The sequence below is a fragment of the Alteromonas genovensis genome, from assembly GCF_010500895.1.
GTDB lineage: Bacteria > Pseudomonadota > Gammaproteobacteria > Enterobacterales > Alteromonadaceae > Alteromonas > Alteromonas genovensis.
Genome location: NZ_JAAAWO010000011.1, coordinates 145974 through 167043 on the forward strand (window position 1 = coordinate 145974; position 21070 = coordinate 167043).

At 43.2% G+C, this 21070-nt stretch carries 25 protein-coding genes; 6 read left to right on the top strand and 19 right to left on the bottom strand.

All coding sequences use genetic code 11. The annotated features are described in order from the left end of the window. Nucleotides 1-2: 2 nt before the first annotated feature. Entirely contained in the window at nucleotides 3-2255 is a 2253-nt protein-coding gene (locus GTQ48_RS14250; protein WP_239060137.1) for a prolyl oligopeptidase family serine peptidase, read from the top strand. Nucleotides 2256-2494: 239 nt separating this feature from the next. After that, nucleotides 2495-2851, top strand: a complete 357-nt coding sequence (locus tag GTQ48_RS14255) for a hypothetical protein (RefSeq protein ID WP_163107265.1) — start codon at nucleotides 2495-2497, stop codon at nucleotides 2849-2851. 112 nt (nucleotides 2852-2963) lie between these two features. On the opposite strand, the gene GTQ48_RS14260 is transcribed toward GTQ48_RS14255, so the two are convergent. Continuing rightward, the gene (locus GTQ48_RS14260) at nucleotides 2964-5240 is read right to left on the bottom strand and encodes a TonB-dependent receptor (protein WP_163107266.1); all 2277 of its coding nucleotides are present in this window, start codon (nucleotides 5238-5240) and stop codon (nucleotides 2964-2966) included. 161 nt (nucleotides 5241-5401) lie between these two features. After that, nucleotides 5402-6391 carry a GlxA family transcriptional regulator gene (locus GTQ48_RS14265; RefSeq protein WP_163107267.1) on the bottom strand — a complete coding sequence of 330 codons (990 nt, stop codon included), beginning with the start codon at nucleotides 6389-6391 and terminating at the stop codon, nucleotides 5402-5404. Nucleotides 6392-6541: 150 nt separating this feature from the next. Between GTQ48_RS14265 and GTQ48_RS14270 the strand changes: the two genes are divergently transcribed. The 4 genes from GTQ48_RS14270 to GTQ48_RS14285 all read left to right on the top strand — a co-directional run bounded on the left by GTQ48_RS14270 (nucleotide 6542) and on the right by GTQ48_RS14285 (nucleotide 10516). Continuing rightward, the gene (locus GTQ48_RS14270) at nucleotides 6542-8344 is read left to right on the top strand and encodes an acyl-CoA dehydrogenase (protein WP_163107268.1); all 1803 of its coding nucleotides are present in this window, start codon (nucleotides 6542-6544) and stop codon (nucleotides 8342-8344) included. A 77-nt stretch (nucleotides 8345-8421) separates the two neighbouring features. After that, a complete protein-coding gene (locus GTQ48_RS14275) occupies nucleotides 8422-9189 on the top strand; it encodes an SDR family NAD(P)-dependent oxidoreductase (protein WP_163107269.1) in 768 nt (255 codons plus the stop codon). Nucleotides 9190-9241: 52 nt separating this feature from the next. Further along, nucleotides 9242-10003, top strand: coding sequence for an SDR family oxidoreductase (locus GTQ48_RS14280; protein WP_163107270.1), 762 nt, complete (start codon nucleotides 9242-9244; stop codon nucleotides 10001-10003). A gap of 51 nt (nucleotides 10004-10054) precedes the next feature. After that, on the top strand, nucleotides 10055-10516 hold the full coding sequence (locus tag GTQ48_RS14285) for a YaiI/YqxD family protein (protein ID WP_032095846.1): 462 nt from the start codon (nucleotides 10055-10057) through the stop codon (nucleotides 10514-10516). Between the two features lie 43 nt (nucleotides 10517-10559). Here GTQ48_RS14285 and GTQ48_RS14290 read toward each other — a convergent pair whose 3' ends face one another. From GTQ48_RS14290 to GTQ48_RS14370, 17 genes are all read right to left on the bottom strand, one after another. Beyond that, on the bottom strand, nucleotides 10560-11729 hold the full coding sequence (locus GTQ48_RS14290; RefSeq protein WP_163107271.1) for an iron-containing alcohol dehydrogenase: 1170 nt from the start codon (nucleotides 11727-11729) through the stop codon (nucleotides 10560-10562). A gap of 89 nt (nucleotides 11730-11818) precedes the next feature. Next, nucleotides 11819-12148 (bottom strand): DUF1801 domain-containing protein, encoded by a 330-nt coding sequence (locus GTQ48_RS14295; protein ID WP_163107272.1) that lies wholly within the window; start codon nucleotides 12146-12148, stop codon nucleotides 11819-11821. A 61-nt stretch (nucleotides 12149-12209) separates the two neighbouring features. Continuing rightward, entirely contained in the window at nucleotides 12210-12884 is a 675-nt protein-coding gene (locus GTQ48_RS14300; RefSeq protein ID WP_163107273.1) for a hypothetical protein, read from the bottom strand. 312 nt (nucleotides 12885-13196) lie between these two features. After that, nucleotides 13197-13565, bottom strand: coding sequence for a DUF3703 domain-containing protein (locus tag GTQ48_RS14305; RefSeq protein WP_163107274.1), 369 nt, complete (start codon nucleotides 13563-13565; stop codon nucleotides 13197-13199). Nucleotides 13566-13619: 54 nt separating this feature from the next. After that, nucleotides 13620-14213 carry a rod shape-determining protein gene (locus GTQ48_RS14310; RefSeq protein ID WP_163107275.1) on the bottom strand — a complete coding sequence of 198 codons (594 nt, stop codon included), beginning with the start codon at nucleotides 14211-14213 and terminating at the stop codon, nucleotides 13620-13622. A gap of 35 nt (nucleotides 14214-14248) precedes the next feature. After that, on the bottom strand, nucleotides 14249-14752 hold the full coding sequence (locus GTQ48_RS14315) for a TFIIB-type zinc ribbon-containing protein (protein WP_163107276.1): 504 nt from the start codon (nucleotides 14750-14752) through the stop codon (nucleotides 14249-14251). Continuing rightward, nucleotides 14739-14987 carry a hypothetical protein gene (locus GTQ48_RS14320; RefSeq protein WP_163107277.1) on the bottom strand — a complete coding sequence of 83 codons (249 nt, stop codon included), beginning with the start codon at nucleotides 14985-14987 and terminating at the stop codon, nucleotides 14739-14741. The genes GTQ48_RS14315 and GTQ48_RS14320 overlap by 14 nt, the downstream gene beginning before the upstream one ends. A 25-nt stretch (nucleotides 14988-15012) precedes the next feature. Further along, entirely contained in the window at nucleotides 15013-15474 is a 462-nt protein-coding gene (locus GTQ48_RS14325) for a hypothetical protein (protein WP_338023329.1), read from the bottom strand. A 73-nt stretch (nucleotides 15475-15547) separates the two neighbouring features. Next, the gene (locus GTQ48_RS14330; protein WP_163107278.1) at nucleotides 15548-15784 is read right to left on the bottom strand and encodes a hypothetical protein; all 237 of its coding nucleotides are present in this window, start codon (nucleotides 15782-15784) and stop codon (nucleotides 15548-15550) included. Nucleotides 15785-15854: 70 nt separating this feature from the next. Beyond that, nucleotides 15855-16280: a GNAT family N-acetyltransferase gene (locus GTQ48_RS14335; RefSeq protein WP_163107279.1), complete on the bottom strand. Its 426-nt coding sequence runs from the start codon at nucleotides 16278-16280 to the stop codon at nucleotides 15855-15857. A 106-nt stretch (nucleotides 16281-16386) separates the two neighbouring features. Continuing rightward, nucleotides 16387-16596 (bottom strand): hypothetical protein, encoded by a 210-nt coding sequence (locus tag GTQ48_RS14340; protein ID WP_163107280.1) that lies wholly within the window; start codon nucleotides 16594-16596, stop codon nucleotides 16387-16389. Between the two features lie 109 nt (nucleotides 16597-16705). After that, on the bottom strand, nucleotides 16706-17302 hold the full coding sequence (locus GTQ48_RS14345) for a DUF6624 domain-containing protein (RefSeq protein ID WP_163107281.1): 597 nt from the start codon (nucleotides 17300-17302) through the stop codon (nucleotides 16706-16708). Nucleotides 17303-17359: 57 nt separating this feature from the next. Next, entirely contained in the window at nucleotides 17360-17563 is a 204-nt protein-coding gene (locus tag GTQ48_RS14350) for a hypothetical protein (protein ID WP_163107282.1), read from the bottom strand. A gap of 135 nt (nucleotides 17564-17698) precedes the next feature. Beyond that, entirely contained in the window at nucleotides 17699-17854 is a 156-nt protein-coding gene (locus tag GTQ48_RS14355) for a hypothetical protein (RefSeq protein ID WP_163107283.1), read from the bottom strand. Between the two features lie 253 nt (nucleotides 17855-18107). Beyond that, nucleotides 18108-18956, bottom strand: a complete 849-nt coding sequence (locus GTQ48_RS14360) for a CPBP family intramembrane glutamic endopeptidase (RefSeq protein ID WP_163107284.1) — start codon at nucleotides 18954-18956, stop codon at nucleotides 18108-18110. An 89-nt stretch (nucleotides 18957-19045) separates the two neighbouring features. Further along, entirely contained in the window at nucleotides 19046-19642 is a 597-nt protein-coding gene (locus GTQ48_RS14365) for a glutathione binding-like protein (protein WP_163107285.1), read from the bottom strand. 534 nt (nucleotides 19643-20176) lie between these two features. Continuing rightward, the gene (locus GTQ48_RS14370) at nucleotides 20177-20539 is read right to left on the bottom strand and encodes a hypothetical protein (protein WP_163107286.1); all 363 of its coding nucleotides are present in this window, start codon (nucleotides 20537-20539) and stop codon (nucleotides 20177-20179) included. Nucleotides 20540-21070 lie beyond the last annotated feature (531 nt).

Here is a 21070-nt window from a genome sequence, read left to right on the forward strand (position 1 = left end):
AGTTGAAAATTAAATCAATGCGTTCATTTGCTGTGGTGCTAGCGGCCGGTGCTGTGGTTGCCTGTAATTCGGCTTACCAATCTGATTCGGCCTCAAAGGACGGCACAGATACCTCTAGCCCGAGCGCACATGAAACAGGCACTACTACTTTGATGCCTACGCTGTCTGTTACATCGGGGACTTACCCAACGACAAGAACGGTTTCTCAAGTAGATAATTATCACGGGGTGAAAGTAAGCGACCCTTATCGATGGTTAGAAGCGCAAGATACACCCGAGGTGAAAGCGTGGGTTGATGCGCAAAATGCGTTAGCTAAACCGCTGTTAAGTGCGCTTCCATCTCACGAGCGCTATACAGAACGCCTAACTGCGCTTTGGGATTACGAGAAGTACTCGACACCCTATATGGTTAATTCGAAGGTGTTTTATACTTACAACAACGGGCTACAGAATCAGTATGTCATGTATGTGTCCAGCGATGCAGAAGGCGAAGGGAAAGGAGAAGGAAACTTCGACGTACTCATCGACCCCAACACGCTAAGTGATGATGGCACCGTGTCTATGTCCTCTACCGAGGTGAGCCCTCAAGCCAGTTATCTTGCCTATACACTGTCTGATGGCGGCAGCGATTGGAAAACAGTGCACGTACGTGATGTGAGTTCAAAGCGAGATACTAACGATATTTTAAGCGGTGTGAAGTTCACTAATATCGCTTGGTTGCCTGACGAAACGGGCTTTTACTATTCTCGCTATCCACAAGATGAAAACGGTGAGTATGACGATAGCCAAACCGTTTCGATTTACTTTCATCAATTAGGCACTGAGCAGCGCGAAGACAAGCTTATTTTCAAGTTTGATGATAAACCAACATGGAACCCGTATGCTGAGGTAATTCAAGGTGGAAAAACGCTGCTGATTTCCGTATTCGAAGGCTATCAGTCAAATGGTGTCTATGCAAAATCCCTTGCCGAAGACGGGCCTCTACTGCCAATTTTCGATAAATGGGATGGCAGATATGAGCTTATTGGTGAAGAAGGCAACACGCTCTTTTTCTCATCTACTGAAAACGCACCTACCGGAAAAGTAATTCAAGTTTCCCTAACGGATAGCCCGGCAAGCGATAGGTCATCAACTGGCAAAGTTGTTAGTGAGAGAACCACCATCATACAAAGCAGTGACGCAACGCTTCGAGACGTATCTCTCTTTGGCGGCAAACTGTTCGTACAATACTTAAAAGACGTAAAAGCAAACGTTGTTGTGTTTGACACCAAAGGCAATAAGCTAGAGGAATTGGCGTTTTCAGATATTGGTAATGTATCCGGCTTTAATGGCAGTAAAAACGCAGACTCGACATTTTATAAACTAACTGGTTTCACTAACCCTGGGCAGGTATTTAAATACGATTTAAACACCGGAACAAGCACGGTTTTTAAAACCATTGATACTGGCATCAATTACGACAACTACGTGACCAAGCAAGTATTCTATACCAGCAAAGATGGCACTCAAGTACCTATGTTTATTGTGCATAAAAAAGGCATAGAACTAGACGGCAATAACAAAACATTATTGTACGGGTATGGCGGTTTTAACATTTCTTTACTACCTAGCTACTCTATCTCTCGCATGGTTTGGGTAGAGCAGGGGAACGTGCTCGCTATCGCAAACATTCGCGGCGGGGGGGAATACGGTGAGCAATGGCACCAAGCTGGCACTAAATTAAACAAGCAGAATGTGTTTGATGACTTTATATCAGGGGCAAATTTCCTGATTGATAAGGGCTACACTTCAAGCGAAAAACTCGCGGTACAGGGCGGTTCAAACGGAGGCTTATTGGTTGGTGCTGCTATCACTCAACGACCAGATTTATTTGCGGCGGCCTTACCGGCGGTGGGCGTGTTAGACATGTTGCGCTACCACACGCCAAGTGCCAATGCCCGGGCATGGTCTTCAGACTATGGGTTGAGTGAAAACAAAGAACAGTTTGAAGCGCTATATGCTTATTCGCCGTTACACAACACAAAAGCAGGCACGTGTTACCCTGCGACTATGATAACCACAGGCGATCACGACGATAGGGTTGTACCTTGGCACAGTTATAAATTCGCTGCTCAGCTTCAAGCCGCCCAAGGATGTGATAACCCCATACTGCTTAAAGTTGAGACCAGAGCAGGTCATGGTGCTGGCACACCCACGTGGATGCGTATTCAGGGCTATGCCGACCAGTGGGCATTTTTAGAGTCTGCTTTGAACTAGGTTTTTATGCCCTGATGACCAACTAAGATTTAAATACTTTACTCTATATTTGAAAGCCGCTCCTATGAGCGGCTTTTTTTTGTTTGCATTTCGTACGAATACACATATACTGTATATATACAGTATGGTTTAAAATGATTCGAGTTAAAATGGTGTCGCCCTTTCTCACTTCTGCAGCTATGTAGAAAAACTGTGTAGAAGGCGCGTTCCGATGATTAAGCGTTGGCAGGAGATACGATATGCAAACAGGTATTAAGTCAGTAGATACATTAATTACTAAATATGGCATTTTAGTGAGTCCTGGTGCAGATGAGTTTCAACGTCGTGTGCGACTGACTGGCGGTGACGAAAGAGCAAACAATCTACCGTTTTGCATGTACCAAAAAGTAGCGCATGCACCGTTATCGAAGTGTTTCAATGTTCACCACTTCTACTTGCCTTCACACAAGGGAAAGCTGGCTAGTTTTTTGTTTGACGAAAAAGGTAACCTCATAGAGCAGGTTTACTATCAACGTGTAGCACGTTGGGTGAAAGTATGTAGAAAGTTAGAACAGTTAGTAACACGCGCTAAGCAAGACGTTCAGTTGGCGGCGTAATCAAAGAACTTGCTTTGATATAACCGCGCAGTATTTCTAACTCGCATAAAAAAACGGTAGCCAACTGGCTACCGTTTTTATCTATTTAAAAAGCTATTTGTTAATAAATGGCTTAGTAATACGTGTATTTAAACTCTACACCCCAGATGCGAGGCTGGTTAACGATACCGGTCAGGTTATTGAAGTCGATAGCGCCTTTAACGTTATCTTCGTCAGTAATGTTGCGACCAAATAGGGCTACTGTGTAGTTATGAGCAAAGTTCTCGTAACCTACGCGCAATCCACCTTCAAAGTTATTGTCGGTAGTAAACTCAACGGCTTCGTATAAGAAGATGTTGGTCTCGCCTTGGAATGCCCAGTCGGTAAATACGAAGAACTCACCGTCGTCACCCATAGGAATGGTGTAGCGTGCAGTAAAGTTAAAGATTGACTCAGGCGCCTGTGGGAAAGGGTTGCCGTCGATAGACGCAACAAAACCGTCAGGGCGTGGGTCGGTTACTGTACAGTTACCTGTTGAACCGAATGCTGGATCGGTACCACATGGAGATACAGTCAGTGAATCATCTTGTATTTCTGTGTGGTTATAGCTGTAACCTGCTGTAAAGCTAAGCTCATCAGTGGCTAACCATTGTGCATCAAGTTCAAAACCGTACGCTTCACCTTTATCGGCATTAACAAGCGCAGTGAAGTTATTTCCACCACCGATTGCAGAGAACTGCATATCGTCAACCGTGTAGTAGAAAGCAGCAGCGTTTAAGCGTAATGAGTCGTCAAGTAGGTCAGACTTAAAACCAATTTCAAATGAATTAATGGTTTCTGAATCAGCGACAGAAGGCGCGCCTTCAAATGCTACGTCACGGGCTTGAATTGTTTGTGCTCTAAAGCCGTTTGCATAACGTGCGAATACAGACATGTCGTCTGTAATACGGTAGTTTGCACTTAATTCGTAGCTTGCTTGACCGTCACTTACATTCACGTCGTCATAGTCTTGAATGCTTGCAGCGCCAATAACTACCGCAAAACCGTTTACGTTTTGCTCGCCCACAACAAGGCTCTTAGAGTCGTGAGTGTAACGAACGCCGGCTGTTACGTTTAACTTTTCGTTTACTTGGTAAGAACTTTGACCAAATAGCGCCCACGTTTGGTTTTCATGGAAAACTGTAGTCGCGCCGAAGAAGCCGTCGATACTAGTAACGTTAAATGACGCATCGTAATAGAATGCACCTAGTTGCCAGTTCATTGCGTCTGTAGTGTTGCTAGAGATACGGAACTCTTGCGTGTATTGCTCAAGGTCGTTCAGCTCATCTTTAGTCACTGCAGAGAATGGGATAAACCCAGGGCCAGATGTGCCGTCTGCATTGTTAAAGCCACCGTCGACATCACCAAGGCTTGAACCGTCAGCCGTTTCTAGTGCTGAGATTGAAGTAAAAGTGACGTCGTCCATGTCATATTCAAGTTTTAGTGATGTACCAAAACCTTCGTACGCTTGTGGGTTGTTGTCGATACCGTCGCCTTCAAGGTCACCGTCATAGAATACAGTTTCGCGATCGTAGTTAGCGTTTAGATCGTTGCTGCCTTTGTCGAAAACGTTAGCACGGAAAATAGACGCTGTACCTTCAAGGTCGCGACCATGTACGTTAAGTAGTGCCGAGAAGTCTGCAGAAGGTTCCCAAAGAAGTTGTAAGCGGTATGCTTTTTCGTCATAGCCACCAATTGCATCGTCTTCGCCTGTGAATGCGTTATCAATGTAGTCATCACGATCTTGCGATAAAACAGATAAACGAGCAGAAAGATCGTCAGTTAAACCACCGCTGATTGCGCCTTCGAAGTTCATTGTACCAAAAGAGCCGAAACCAGCTTTGGCATAACCTTCAAGATCCTGAGTAGGCTTAACGGTGTCAAACTTGATAATACCTGCAGTGGTATTACGACCGAACAGTGTGCCTTGTGGACCGCGAAGTACTTCTACTTGTTGAACGTCAAACAGTGGGAAGCTTTTTAGAACCACGTTTTCCATTACCACTTCGTCCATGATAATAGAAACAGGTTGTGAAGCAGCAAGGTCGAAGTCGGTGTTTCCCAAACCACGAATGTAAAAACGTGGTGCTACGCGACCATTTGATGATTCAGCGTAAAGACCCGGAACGCGAACAGCTAGTGCAAGAATATCTTCACCGCCTGAGAAAATGCTTTCGAACTTCTCGCCGCTTAATGTAGCAACAGAAATAGGAACTTCCTGAATAGACTGTGTACGCTTTTGCGCGGTTACAGTAATCTTTTCAAGTGCTGATTCTTTCTTTTCAGTCGTTGTAGCTTCTTGAGCTAGTGCCGACGTGCTAAAAGCAGCGCTGATAGCTAACGCCAATGACGCGATTTTATATGAACTCATGTTTTCACCAAGATGATTGTGTCAGTTTCTTTGTAGTGTAGTGCGCTTATTTTTTTTGGATTTGCGCAACGAGCGCGAGTTTACCTAAATTTATGAGAAAATGCTGCAGTTTTTAACGAAATTACCTTTAATTTGAATATCAGTCGAAATGATTATATTGGCTAATTACGCTTAAACTTCGCTCTGTACTGGGATGGTGAAAGGCCCGTTATTTTTTTAAATAAACGGGTAAAAGAGCTTAAGTCTTCGTAACCCACTGCATTAATTATCTTCTCTAAAGAAATTGCGGTAGTTTCTAATAGTTTTCGAGCCTGCTCTATTCTTAACGATTGAAGATACTGCCCAGGTGTTGTGCCACAGGCAAGCTTGAAACGCCTAGTTAATGTGCGCTCGGTCATGTTATGGGTAGTTGCTAACGCACTCACAGAAATAGTGTCGGCGAGATGCTCTTCTATAAATGACTGTACCGCCATAATATCTTCATCAGAATGAAAGCGGCGTTGCCGACTGCTAGCATAAGCAGTTTGATTGGTTCTAGAGAAATCGAGAACGTGAGATTTTGCTGTGTCGCTGGCAATTTGATGGCCGCAGTAACGTTCTATAAGCAGGATCGCTAAATCTATCCACGCCATACCGCCACCCGCACAATAAATATTATCCTGTTCCGTCACCATTTTCTCAGGTTGTAAATCTACGTTGGAATATCGCTGTGTAAATTTATCGGCATAGCCCCAATGAGTGGTTGCTACTTTCTCGTCTAACAAGCCAGTCTCTGCTAATAAGAAGGTGCCAGTGCAGTTTGCTGCAATATCAGCGCCTACTTTATGCAAGCGTTTAATGTGTACCAGCTGTGACTGATTTTCAGTGAGTACAGTGTCGATATCGCCGCCTATAGTGGGGATAAGCAATATATCTGTATGGCTTACATCTTCAATGGCAATATTTGGAGTGAGGGTCAGCTGATTTGAACAATGAAAAGGCAGGCCATGGGCGCTAGCAAGCTGAACTTTAAACTTCTGTGAGGTGGGCAGGTTGTGAATTCGTTGCCAGCTAATTCCCGCAAAGGCGAATACATCAAGTGCCCCGGTAATCGCCGAGGCGAGGGCGTGATTGAAACCAAAAACGGTGACGGTAAACGGGGCGTTATTCATACAACTCATTCATGAAGATAATGCGACTTATGATATTTAATTAGTTTAAGTGATTGATGGCTGTTTTGACCATTATTGTGTCATTAATGACAATAATGGCATGATAACGAATATGACACAATGCGTTAACAATTATTCGTGGAGACGAACATGGCCGATCAAATTATTCCCCGCAGAGAAATGCAATTTCAGTTATACGAAGTGCTAGACACTGAAGCGCTTTGCTCAAAAGCACGGTTTGAAGAACATAACGTAGAGACATTTAATGCTGTTGTCGATATGGCAGAAAAAATGGCGGAAGAGCTTTTCCTTCCTCACAATGCCATTGCAGATAAAAACGAGCCTACGTTTGACGGTAAAAAAGTGACCATGATTGACGATGTCAAAGTGGCCTTCGATACTTACAGAGAATCAGGCTTTATCGCCGGACATTTTGATTATGAAGACGGCGGTATGCAGCTGCCTGTTACCGTAATGAATGCGTGTGCTGGCTATTTTCTCGCGGCAAACCCATCAACCACGTCGTACCCGTTCTTAACTGCGGCCGCTGCTAACGTAATTAAGCACTTTGCCTCAGACGATATCAAAAATGCGTTTTTACCTAAAATGCTCACCGGCGATTTTACCGGCACGATGGCGTTGACAGAGCCACATGCAGGCTCTGCACTTGCAGACATCCGCACAACAGCGAAGCGTCAAGAAGACGGTAGCTATCGCGTAAAAGGCAGTAAAATTTATATTTCAGGCGGTGAGCACGAGCTTTCAGACAACATTGTTCACCTTGTACTGGCAAAAATTCCTGGTGGCCCTGCTGGCGTTAAAGGCATATCACTTATTGCAGTGCCTAAGTTCCGATTAGACGCAGAAGGCAACCCGAGTGAGCGAAACGATGTGTCACTTGCTGGCCTAATCCATAAAATGGGTTATCGCGGCACTACCTCAACGGCGCTTACCTTTGGCGATAACGATGACTGTCACGGCTATTTAATTGGCGAACCTCATCAAGGTTTGCGCTACATGTTCATGATGATGAACGAAGCGCGAATTGGGGTTGGCTATGGTGCTGCCATGATTGGCTATCGCGGATACCGTTACTCTCTCGATTACGCAAAAGACAGAACCCAAGGCCGTGCTGCTCCGAACTTGGCGCCTGAGGATGATCCAACGCCAATCATTAATCACGGCGATGTTCGCCGTATGTTGTTAGCGCAAAAATCGTATTGTGAAGGCGGCATGTCTCTTTGTCTATATGGCAGCATGTTGATAGACGAGCTAGAAACAGAACAAGATGAAGCCAAGCGAACCGAGCTTTCTCAACTGCTCGATTTACTCACGCCTGTATTTAAAGCGTGGCCTTCAGAGTTTGGCCCTAAAGCCAATGACTTGGCCATACAGGTTTTAGGTGGGGCAGGGTACACCCGCGAATATCCAGTAGAGCAGTGCTGGCGTGATAACCGTTTAAACCCTATTCATGAGGGAACCAACGGCATTCAGGCTCTCGACCTGCTTGGCAGAAAGCTATGGCAACATGAAGGTAAAGGCCTTCAAGTGCTTCTTGCTCGCGTTACCGCTGATATGAAGCGAGCGGAGACACCTCGTGCTCAAGCCATTGCTAAAAAGCTTAAACCCTATTTAGATAAGCTAGGCGAGCTAATTCAACAAGCGGCGGGCGACTTGCGTTCAGACAAACAGTCGGTACTACTTACTAACGCAAGCTGTTTCCTTAATGTGTTCTCTAGTTGTGTGGTGAGCTGGATTTGGCTGCGTCAGGCCAATGTGGCAGAGCAGGCGTTAACTCAAGGTGCCAAAGGCCAAGACGTAGATTTTTATGAAGGCAAGCTTGCCGCCGCGGAATACTTTTTAAGTTGGGAACTACCGCTAGTGCAACGAGACATCGAAGTATTATCGTCCAAAGACACAACCTGCGATAGCGTAAAAGCTGCCAATTTTTAAGACAACTAGAATGAGCTTCACAACCCAATTAGGGTTGTGAAGCATAAGTATCGCCAATAAAACGTGGAGCAACATGCATGAACGTAGCGGCAAATGTACAAAATAAACATATTTTAATTACGGGTGGTGGCTCTGGAATTGGCGCGGCATCTGCAAAAGTGTTGTGTGAGCGAGGCGCACTTGTCGGGGTAGCAGACTTAAACCTTGATAATGCGAAAGCCCTTGTTGAAGAGCTAAAGCAAGCTGGTGGCAAAGCCTATGCGGTTGCAGTTGACGTAACCGACCCCGAGCAAGTTAAAGCCATGTTTGAAACGGCATATTCTCAGCACGAAAAAGTAGACGTGGTGATTAACAATGCCGGTATCGATCACTTCCCTGCGCCTCTCACCGAGGTAGACGATGCCATGTTTATGAAAAATATTCAGGTTAATTTAGCGGGCGTGTGGTATTGCATGAAAAATGCCCTTAAGCATATGACTGCAACCGGCGGCGGCCACATTATTAACATAGCCTCTGTTGCTGGCCTTCGCTCTGCGCCCATGATCAGTGCCTATAGCGCGTCGAAGCACGGTGTTATCGGCCTTACCAAGTCGGCAGCGGTAGAATATGCCCGAGCTAACATTCGCATTAATGCAGTATGCCCAAGCTTTGTTGATACTCCTATGGTTCAAGGCGTACTGTCTAAACTCGATGAACGCGGTCAAAAAGGCATAGTGGGCGCTAATCCAATGAAGCGTTTGGGTAAACCAGAAGAAATTGCCAATGCTATTGCGTGGTTATGTAGCGATGAATCGTCGTTTATGACAGGCCAATCAGTAGTACTTGATGGCGGTATGTTAGCCTAAAAGGCAACATATAAATAAATACAGCAAAGAACACAGAATAAGGATTATAACGATGAAAGATTTATTCGATCTAACAGGAAAAGTAGCGCTAGTAACAGGCGCAAGCCGTGGTATTGGTGAGTCTATTGCTCGTTTGCTAGCTCAGTATGGCGCTCACGTTATTGTTTCAAGCCGCAAGATAGACGGTTGCGAAGCGGTAGCTTCTTCTATTCGCGATGCAGGCGGTAAAGCAACAGCACTGGCCTGTCATGTTGGCGAAATGGAGCAAATTACTGAAACATTTGCCACTATTAAGCAAGACTTCAAAAAGCTCGATATATTGGTAAATAACGCGGCGGCAAACCCGTACTTCGGCCATATTCTAGACACCGACCTTGGCGCTTATAATAAAACCGTAGACGTCAACATTCGAGGCTACTTCTTCATGTCTATTGAAGCGGGCAAAATGATGAAAGAGCAGGGCGGTGGCGTAATATTAAATACGGCCTCGGTAAATGGTGTAACCCCAGGTGACATGCAAGGTATTTACTCTATTACCAAAGCAGCGGTGATAAGCATGACCAAATCATTCGCGAAAGAATGCGGCAGCTTAAATATTCGCGTAAATGCTTTATTGCCAGGGTTAACCGATACCAAATTTGCTTCTGCGCTGACGTCTAACGATCAAATTTTAAAGCACGCGCTTAAAGTGATTCCGCTTGGCAGAGTGGCCGACCCGGACGAAATGGCTGGCACCGTGTTATACCTTGTTTCCGACGCGTCTACCTACACTACAGGCACGACAGTAACAGTTGATGGTGGTATGCTAGCGTAAAGAAAATGGTTACACGTTGTACCGTGTAAAAATATACGAGAGACTAGCACCATGCATATATGGGTAGACGCAGACGCGTGTCCCGGTGCAATTAAAGAAATCTTATTTAAGGCAGCTCGACGCACAGGGCTGCCTTTATCTTTAGTTGCCAACCACTCAATGTCGGTTCCACCCGACAAGCACATCACACTCACCGTAGTTCCCTCGGGTTTTGATGCGGCAGATGACTATATTGTAGAAAAAATTGAAGCGGGTGATTTAGCGATTACCAACGATATTCCACTGGCAGCGGACATACTGGCTAAAGGTGCGAGTGCAGTGAATACCCGTGGTGATGAATTTGATAAATCATCAATACGGGCTGCGCTGACAATGCGCGATTTCATGGATACCATGCGTTCTAGCGGTGAGCACACGGGCGGGCCAAAAGCGTTTTCTCAACGCGATAAGCAAAATTTCGCCAATGCACTAGATAGACTACTTATGCAGGGAATTAGGGCAGCAAAAAACTAACCTCACTGCCTGCTGTTACGACTATTGTTGCTATCGACACTTGCTAGGCATACGCATCGCGGTAAAGCTGCTCTAACTCTTCAGGCTTAGGCACTTTAGGGTTATTAGCCGGTGAGCCGGAAGCCAGCGCTTGTGACGCCATCAGTTCGATTATGTTGTCGTAGGACGCTTTTTCAATGCCAAATGAAGACATGGTAGGAACGTCAAGCTCACGATTTAAATGGTGCAAAAAGTCGATGAGCTTTTCATGCGCATCTTCGTGAGTACCAGTACTACCTGGCTCGCAAGTTAAGCCTAAGTGGTGGGCAACCTCAGCATATTTAGATGGACTTCCCGAAAGCGAATACGCGGTAACTAAAGGCAGAAGCATTGCGTTACTCATGCCGTGGGGAACATGAAAGTGCACACCAAGCGGCCTACTCATACCATGCACCAATGCAACTGACGCGTTTGAGAATGCTAAGCCAGCTAAGCTTGCGCCCAGCATCATGGCCTCTTTGGCTTTAATATCATCTGGGTTTTTGCATGCAGCAATAAGGTGTGGGGCTATTAATCGCATAGCGGCAATGGCCTGTTGATCGCTAAACGGGTTGGATTTTCTACTCACATAAGCTTCAATTGCGTGAGTAAGGGCATCTAACCCCGTATCTGCCGCCACCCGATAAGGTACTGATAGCGTAAGTTCATAGTCTAGGATGGCCGCCTTGGGCATTAATCCTGGGCCCATACACAGCATTTTTTCCGCAGATTGTGAGTCGCTTATCACAGTTACTCGCGTGCACTCAGAGCCTGTGCCTGCTGTGGTTGGAATGGCTATAATTGGAATACTCTGCTCTGAAACTACACGGGGTACTTTGTAGTCTCTCATGTGCCCGCCGTGGGTTGCCAAAAGTGCAATGGCCTTGGCACTATCAATTGCGCTACCACCACCAAGTGCAATTAAGCCATCACACTGCTGCTGTTTAACTAGGGCTACCGCACCATCGATAGATCTATCGTCGGGCTCGGGCATTACATCACTAAAAACCTGGATGTCGTTGGCATAAGCTGAAAGCGATGACGTAATATTTTCCACTTTGCCTAATGTCACCATGATGGGATCGGCAATAATACACGGCCGTTTTACACCCAAGGTAGCAAGCATATCCTGAAGCTGTGAAATAGCGCCTCCACCCACTTTCATAATGCTTGGCAAATGTATATCTACAGTCATGTGTGCTCACTCAAAAATGTTATATTTAATATGCTGTTAACAGTATCATAACATTGTGTGACAGCACACTTACGACTTTGGTGTTGACGTTAAAATGCGGATGCCTGGCATATAAGCCCTTCAATATAAGGGTAGTCAATGTCATCTACACGTTTAAAATTAATATGTCGCCTATATTTTCCAGTGCCACATAACATATTGCGTTCATCTACAAGTTGAGGGCCATGACTGAATGACAGCTGTACATGGGCCGAGTAAATAAAAACACCGCAAAACTGCCCCTCTTTTTCATCTGGCTTCATGGTAAATAGGGTGCCGCCGTATTTATTTACTGTTGTACTATCAGGTACGCAAACTTGGATAAATGCTTCAAGTTCATTGGCAAGTGAAACTAGATCTAATGCGCTATTGTTTTCCATTGATTTACCCGTTTAGTCAATATTGTGGTTAGGCGCACAAAAGCTATTCATCGTATGCGATTTACCTATTATTAGTGTAAATCAGTCCTTCACTTTTAGATATGTAGCCAAGTGCAATCATCTGAAGAACACACAAAGCGCAAACCAAAGAGATTGATACATAAGAGGGGATACCCATTTCGGCAAGGAAAATAATTGGCTCTGCATAACTCCCCCCTATAAAGATAAGATGTTGCAGACCAAAGAAAACGGGGAATATTGTATAACTTAGTATGTCGTAAAATAAGAACGCGCCGAACACTGAAAATGTGCGAACAATTCCCATTGGGTTACAAAACCACAGAAAAAGAGTACAGAGCAGCGAAACAGCGTATGTGATACCACTCCCCATGACGCCAACTAATGGTGGCAAGTAATTGCTATTGTTTGGGTGCTCTAGCAATATTTTGAGCTGTGGATTTACGGCTAATAAATGTGGATTTTCGGGATATTCCACTACAAGGTTGGTAGTTTCCGGTATGAAAGTTACATACGCTAAAGCATTTTCAGGCCAATAAGAAGAGAATGACCATGGGCTTATATCTAGTGGCACTTCAATACCAGGCCATAAGTGAATACTAGGCGTTCCTAATCCATAAATCTGGCCAGCAAATGCATGGCCAGCTTCATGAATTAAAACAGTAATAATAAAATAAATAAAAGCGATGCTTACAAATGAGAACGCCCTTTTCAACATCCTGTTTAAAGCTCCAATCTAGCTACAACGCTCTACCAAAGGTATCGGAAATCTGCTCTTGTGACCATCCTGCCTTCTTTCGTAATTGCTTAATTAACGTCGAATTTACCATTAATTCCGTTTCCATTTTTGTTCCCCTTGAAGGTTTATAAGAGGAATCTAGTATCTAGGGTTTAGTGACATTTACTACGTCAACCACCCGCCATGATATGCCAGGAAGCCGCCACGGCTATATATAACAAGCCTTAATACGCTTTTTGTCTAGGAACTTCAATTGAGGAGGCAACATCGAGAAAGTTATCGATGGCCTAATTAAACCTGCCCCTTGGCTTTTAAGATCGCGTGCTGAATCTCTGCTTTTATTGGGAGCGTTTTAAATGGGCTAATGTTCGAGCCACCGGTATTTCCCGCGGGCACTAAACCTATAGCTGTTTTGGTTGCAGCTCCAATAATACGAAAAACTTGCCCTAAACACTCTTTTACATCTTTCTGCCGAAACGCCCAGCCAAACATGAGAATATGAGCTTTCACATGCCACCATGTAGATTCCTGCCCCAATACATGCGCAGTTTCAAGATGACGAAAAGAGGCGGCAACATCGCCGTTTGCTTCCTTTTTGGCGGCCATCGCAATCTCTGCCTGTACGCTATCAGCTATATTTTTAGAGAATTGACTCAGCATATGTTTATCCTGTTGGTAGCGTAAAAATTCCGGGTCACAAAGTTGAATCTGGGCCTAGTTACCAAAATACCACACTGCAATAATAACAATAACAAGATAGACCAAAAGTGTCGCTACATTGCTTGTAGTTTGACTTGCTTCCTCGCTATAGCTTTCTATTTTAATTTCGTCTTGAAATGTATCAAATTCAAGTTCGCTGATATCTAGCGTTTTACCCACATGGATTTTTATAGCAACTGCTCCAGCGCCCAACGCCAATTCTGTAAATGCTCGTTTTTCAATCGCTGTTAAGCCACCTTCAGTCTTTTCCATTGGGTGTATTATCACCTTAGGGCGAGGGCGAAGAAATTTTGCGTTGCTTATGCTTTTAAAGGCATGTTGAAGTAACTTTTCACCCACATAAAAATCTGAAAGTAATGCTCGCGGGTGCGAAAAAGGATTTACTGCAATTTCATTTGGCTTAAGTGAAATGGCTGCGCTCTTTCCTATACTCGATATGACTTTTCTACCGGAGTCTTGAGTTTGAATGACTACGATGGGTGAATCATCAAATGATTTATTTCTTGCACTATCTATAACTTTTAAGCGGTCTTCCCAAATTTGCACATAAAGCGTTGAAGTATACCGTTTAAGTAATTTAGTAAGCATTTTATCCTTTAAACTCTTAAGTCCTTTAGCGCCAACTACCAGCTATTCGATATGTAGGATGCTAAATCAAAAAAAGCATCTATTTTATCGCTGCGGCGATCCCAATTATCGTGTTTGTGAGGCATGCCTTTTATTTCTATTCTTTCATGCTGCTTCATCAACTCGCAGCGTAACAGGGCACGCTCCTTTTCATTCAGCATAAGCGACTGTATTTTTTCGAGTTCACCGGTATCTAACCAAATAGCACCGCACCCTGGGCATTCGTCAATTTCCACCGCGTGCAAAGGGCTATAAAATCGCTGCAGCATCACTATGTCAGGGCACTTAGGGCAGCGTATGCGCTTGTTTTTCGACACCAACTCACAATGAAATTGGCTTAAATGATTAGCTAAATCGTTGCCTCTTTTATCTTGAGGGTTTTCAAAGTGACTCAGGGTATTATTTTCCAACAACACGCCGCCGCATGCTTCACTGTAATAAACGGGGACTTTGCCTACACTAACTTTTTTTAACGTGGTGTGCGTTCTAGGGCATTTCATTTCTTAACATTTCCGTACATGCGGCATCATTTCTTAGTTGTTTAATGCAGCGAACTAAAACTGATATGGCTACAACCCCACCGCAAAGTACACCAACCTGAGCAAATGATATTTCTATTGAGCCTACTGCATATAGACTACCGAGTGTTGAACCAAGTACAAACACCGCGGCAATAAACGCCACCGCAGCAATAACTAACAGTAACCAGGTTCCAGTTTTTTTCAAATTAGACATACTACTTCCACTATTTTTTTTATTATTAAACAGGCTCATCAACAACTTTTAACTGCGCTATATCCATTAGCCTTATATGTGTTTGGTAATAGTATTTATCTGTGCGTTTACCTTCTGCCAAAAACGCTATCTTTACTCGCTGCGCTTTTCCTCTCACCACTATTTTTTTGCCGATAAAAAACTCTTGCGGAGGCATTTTATAATAAGCTGTGAGTTGCTTAATGACACGTGGGGGCAGGGCTACCGTTACAGCGCGCTGGTCGCGATAATCGGCTTCTGTATTAAGATAAACAAAGTGACCTTGGCTGCCTGCTGCAACTATGCGAAGGGTATACTCTCCAACAACACCTTTGGGAGCAGCGTTAGCAGCGGCTTCGATAATTTTCATTGAGTCAGTAAGGGGGTAAGTGGCAGTTGTGGGTGGCAACGTTGTGGAAGTGCAGCCTGCTAGAACAAAAGCTAGTAGTAAAAGAATGTTTTTCATCATGAATTCCCTGAAAGTGCATGGCATATTAAATGCTGCTGAATGCGTATCCATTTTATGAGCGCGCTGCGCTACTTTATTTGCTTGCTTGGCTATTTGCAAAAAAATTGAAGAGTGAATAAATCACCAGCCCAAAACATGATACTGCCACAACCGCTGCTGGCACTGCCATTAGTAGTGAACCGTTATTCCAACCATAAATGGCCATCACGGTGCAGATTACAAACAAAGAGAATTCGATTAAAAATGACTCCCAAGCAAGCCGGTAATTAGAGTCAATGGGCCTAGCAAAAAAGTTAACTTCAAACCCCATTTTGCAATCCTTGTTTTTATATCCCAATTAAAGGGAGAGGGTAAACCTACAAGCCTACTATAGCGTATTGCTAAGATATTTCCGCTATCATATTGAAAAAGCGTTCATCTTCACTTTGTATAACAAAACCATTTCTTTTATAAAGAGCAACCGCTGGGCTACTTTTAAACACCCTAAGTGTGAGGGTGGTTAACTTTGCATTTAACGCTCGCCTTTTAGCCTCATTTACCGATGCGCTGCCAATGCCTTTGTTTTTTGCCGAGTCAATAATCTGTAAATCTCGTAAAACACAATAGTCATCATCGAATTGCAATCGCATTACGCCAACAAGCTGTTGCTGAAATATGATGTCATAGTTTTCAAGTTCTAATGTTGCCTCAAATACTTTCGACACGTCCCACTCTGGGGCGAATTGCTGGTAATAAACTCGCATGTTGTCAAAAGTGATACCAGCAGCTCGCGTTAAATCTGCAGTGCGTACAAATGAGATATTCATCGAGTACTCCATTCCTCAAACTTCTAAAGCAGGTGCGAAGGGCATAACAGCGCACGCTATTCGAGTGAACGCGCTATTGAAAATCTTAAAAGCATTAATAGGTGTATTATACGGCGTGCTTTTTCGAAGCTAGAATACTCGCCGTTGCTAATGTGGTGCCTATGAGCATGCCCACAAAACTAAATATTAATCCGGCTTCTTGCCCAGATAGGGCACCAGACTTTAACTCGGCAGAAACAGGGGAGAGCCCAAGGTAAGCGCCGACCGCACAACCCAAAACGCTGAACGACAGGCCAAGTTTTGTTCCTAGTTTCATAATCAAAAATCCTTATTATTTTAAATTATCTGTTTTGTATAACGAGCCCATACAAAGTGCTAATGCCGGGTTAGTTTTTCCACGAGTACGTGGAAATGTTGTTAGCGCTCTAGTTCAAGTCTATTTCTGGATGGTCTTTTATGCCATACATTGTTTCTAAGAGCTTTTTATAATATTCCATCGGCGGCATATTCATTTCGGCCCTTCTTTTATCCACTAAATCTTTGTCAGAAATAGGCATAAACGTAACTTCACCGTTTTTTATCTCTGCTTGCGTGCCATAGATTTGCGCTTTGTTCATGTGGATTAGAACTCGATCGGTTAATAGGGCGACTTCTTGCCCCGATACGCCCTCGTTATTTAAGTACGAGTTTTTTAATATAGGAAGCATGTTTTCTTGAAACTGTTTATCAGGGGAGTGCTGAATAATAAGAAATGCAGCGCTTATACCGTCTCTTCCGACTTCTTTTTCTGTAAACCATTGGCGGTCGCTCAATATTGCTTTGAGTGCTTCCGTATTGTCATGGTCTACCTTTGATAACTGGGCACGAAGTTCTTTAGGGGCTTTATCCCAACCGGCTTCTCCCAATTGGTTGCGAAGCAACTGATCTAACTCTGCCATTTCAATAAGCTGAGTTTGCAATGGTTCGTTTGTCGCTGCAGAAGATAAAAATGAAATGAAGAAAAGTAAAACGAGTAAACGCATGGTCAAAAATCCTTTTCCTGATAACCCCATCAAAATTTTTTACGCTAACTATTGCACCTAATTAGAGGAGGCTGGCTTCTTAAGTGTTGATAGTAACGCTATGGCCAAACCTATGCCAAGACCAAGTGCTAGGCCACTTGCTATGTCTGAGCTAGCACCTAATATGCTTTGAGATTCTCTCACATTCGAAATCCAAAAAGACAACATGAAAGCAATGCTCACGACTGCTGGTATAAGAACAACTTTACTTTTATTAGTCATATTATTTCCCTATTTATACAAAAATAATTATGTTGATAACATCATACCTGCTTTCCCAAGTGAAGCTGTATTTTGTTACCTTGGTGTTTTAACTTGCTAAAGCTTAGCTTCTATCGCACATATTACATTTACTCGTTAGCAGTCAACTTCGATAACCATCGCGTGTGGAAAAACTTTTTTCGCTTTAACAAATAAGTTGTGAGCAAGCGCTTTTCGAGGAGCATGGATATCTAAAGCGTTATCGCTTTTATTGAAAAGACTTACGCAGTTGCCTGCTAATTGAATCTTCACTACAGAGCTCTTTGGTAACGTTTTACTTCCAATAACTGAATAGTTTACGCAAATGCTATTACCGAAATCTTAGAGCACCTTATCGGGCTCATAATTTCCAATTTTCATGTATCGCAATACGGCTAGTATTATCACGATTGAAAAAGCAAAAATCCAAATATACAAAATGTCCATGAAGTCACCGTTTATTTGCTAAATTACGTGGCATGGCAAAACTGAGCAAACGGTTAGTAGTCGCGAGCTTGATGGCTTATTATGTTTTGACAAATTTAAATTCAGCATTTCCTTTTCTTAGAAAATAAAACGCCACGCAGGTTGCCACAGTGGCTATCACAGCTCCAAACTCATCTATATACCAAGCAGAGTTTGCGTTCGTTATTGTAATGGGCGTGAATAACTTTTGTATGAATATATTCGAGCTGGCATGGTAAATAACTGCAGGCCAAAGGCTATTCGTTTTTAGACGAAAGTAAGCCATAATTATCCCCGAGGCAGTTATAAAAACGGAGAACACAAACAGCTGATAAAATAACGGCGTTACGTCGTTACCATATAGCCCTAGAATAATTAGTGGCCAGTGAAAAAATGCCCAAGTAAATCCACTTACCACTCCAACGCCTGTAAAAGACATTGTTTTAGCAAGCTCCGGTACCAGAAAGCCTCGCCAACCAATCTCTTCACCTAGAATAGACGGCAATGAAACAATAAAACTAATAGTTGCAATCATTCCGCAATGAAAGAGAAATATAGCTAGATCATTCCAATGGCCTAAGTTATAGCTTTCCTTTTTATTTGACAGAAAATCAACATTATAAAATTCGCCGAATCCACACGCCCATATAATTACATAAGAAATGAGTGCAATAATTAAAGGCAATAAATAGCTTATACCTTGATGTTTCCACTTGCCCCATTGCCAACCAAGGCTTGATAAATTACGTTTTCTTAAGAGGCAAGTAACCAATGTAGCAGCGCCAACTGACAACATCAGTGGAGTCGCTTGACCCATTCGATAAATCAGCCAATAGCCTAAAATATAAAAAGCTACAACCAATAGCAAAAAAGTCGCTAGCGTTAACGTGGTGTCTTTAGAATTTTTCAATAGGGCCTCTAACTGGCTAAATGAATAACATAGCTTGTAAAAGGGTAGGCTGGAGGCTAGATACCTCTGACTATCCAATTAAATACCATTTATGCCATGCCAACATAATTTGGATGAGTGGCAATTCTGTCAATCCACACTTGTATGGCTGGGTAATTAGAAAGAGTAAATCCACCTTCTTCGGCTACATGAGTATAGCCGTATAGCGAAATGTCAGCGGTAGTTAGTTGCTCGCCTGCTAAATATGGTGTTTCTTTAAGTTGAGCTTCCATGACTGATAGAGCTTTACTGCCGCCTTCCTGCTTTGATTCATAATCGGCTCGGCGATCTTCAGGTAGCCCTAAGTATTTGGCAATAAAGCGCGCTACTGCAATAAACGGTTCATGGCTGTACTGCTCAAAAAACTGCCACTGTTGAACTTTAGCGAGATCAAAGCTGTCTTTTGGCAGTAACGCACTTCCAATAGCCAAATAGTTCAAAATGGCATTAGATTCAAAAAGGCAGCGCCCATCAGGTAGTTCAAGCAATGGAATTTTACCATTTGGATTTCTAACCAAAAAATCAGAGGTTTGCGTTCCGCCAGCAAGAATATCAACATGAACCCACTCATGCTCAATTTCTAAGAGTGAGCATAACAATTTTACTTTGTAACAATTTCCGGATTGTATATCACCGTAGATTTTCACGTACTCTCCTTATAGCATTTAATATAAAGCAAACGGGCGACGAGCCGCGCAGCGGCTTGGCGTGCCAGCCTATCTTACTCACTTGCTCCACGAATCTTTTCGTTAGCTACTTCTAGCATTATGAGAACCTCACACGGCGAGTATTGTTCAAGTAGAGAAACAGATCTATAGTTTATCCACTCCGATATAGGGTCGAATTTATCTTTTCTTTTGAATGTAAGATTTTTGAGCTGTACTAGACATTCCCCCTGGAGCTTCGCACTCCCTATTTCGTTTGTGCTAAGCCCGAAACGTCCGTGGTTTTTAGCAACATCTTTATACATGTCTGATATTGCAAATGAGCTATAACAAGCAACAGTACCTAGGAGTAAATAGGTAATCATTTTCATTGGTTACTGCCTATATTGGTGAATAACTTTTAAATAAAGGAAGATAGCGGGTAGGGCATAGTAGCCCCTGCGTAACAACGTCCTATTGATTGAAAAAAAGGTAACACCCAACTTTGTGCACCAGCTACAACGTGAACGACAAGAGTTATTTACTAGCTTCGACTTTGTTAAACATTTTTGGTAAACGCCAACTAACAAGCGTTGATAGTGCAAATAATACAGCAATAGTAAGATACCAGTACTCTTGGGTGAGGCCGATAAGCTTTACACTATTATCTGTAAGGAAATATGTAATAAAAGCAGCAAGCAAAATGTGCTGAATCTTTAAGGGTTGTTTGTGTGAGCGCTGACCGATAAAGAAGCCAACACCAGCAGGAATACCACACATGAAAAACACTAAAAAGTACGCAGCAATACTTTCTTGTTTAGCGGGTGAAGTAAGACTAAATAGAACAGCAATTGCTGCAACAGCTAAACCAAAAATCCATGCATTTCTATCTATTGCCATAAAGATCTCCTTGGCAGTTAACGCTCAATATAACTTTTGATATACATTCGGGTATTTACATTCGCTGCCAACGTGTCGGGTACTGACTTTTAAACACAATATTGAAGTATTCTTCAGAATCAAGGTTTCCACTCTTAACCATTGAGAAAAAATAAACTGCTGCGCAAAGCGAACAGGTTAAGTATATGCAGCAAATTAGTAATAGTATGCCAAAACCAAAAACCGAGTACACAACTTGGTCGCTATACTCCCTCAATGGTGTTTCAAGGTTTACACCAAACACTGGAAGAGCTTTCACAAACAACAAATAAGCGATGACCCCTCCCAAAATACATCCAGTAATACCAACTTTTGCCGACTTTTCATAAAAATACGGTTTCAGATTAAGTTGGCTCTTTATCGCTTTAATCGTATCCGTCCGGCAATCTCACCTAGCGCTTAGCAAATTGCCATGGTAGTAGTTGCTCGATATCGGCGTCGGGCCGACTGAGTTCATCAAGGCAGGTCATCACATACTCGAATACCTTGAGG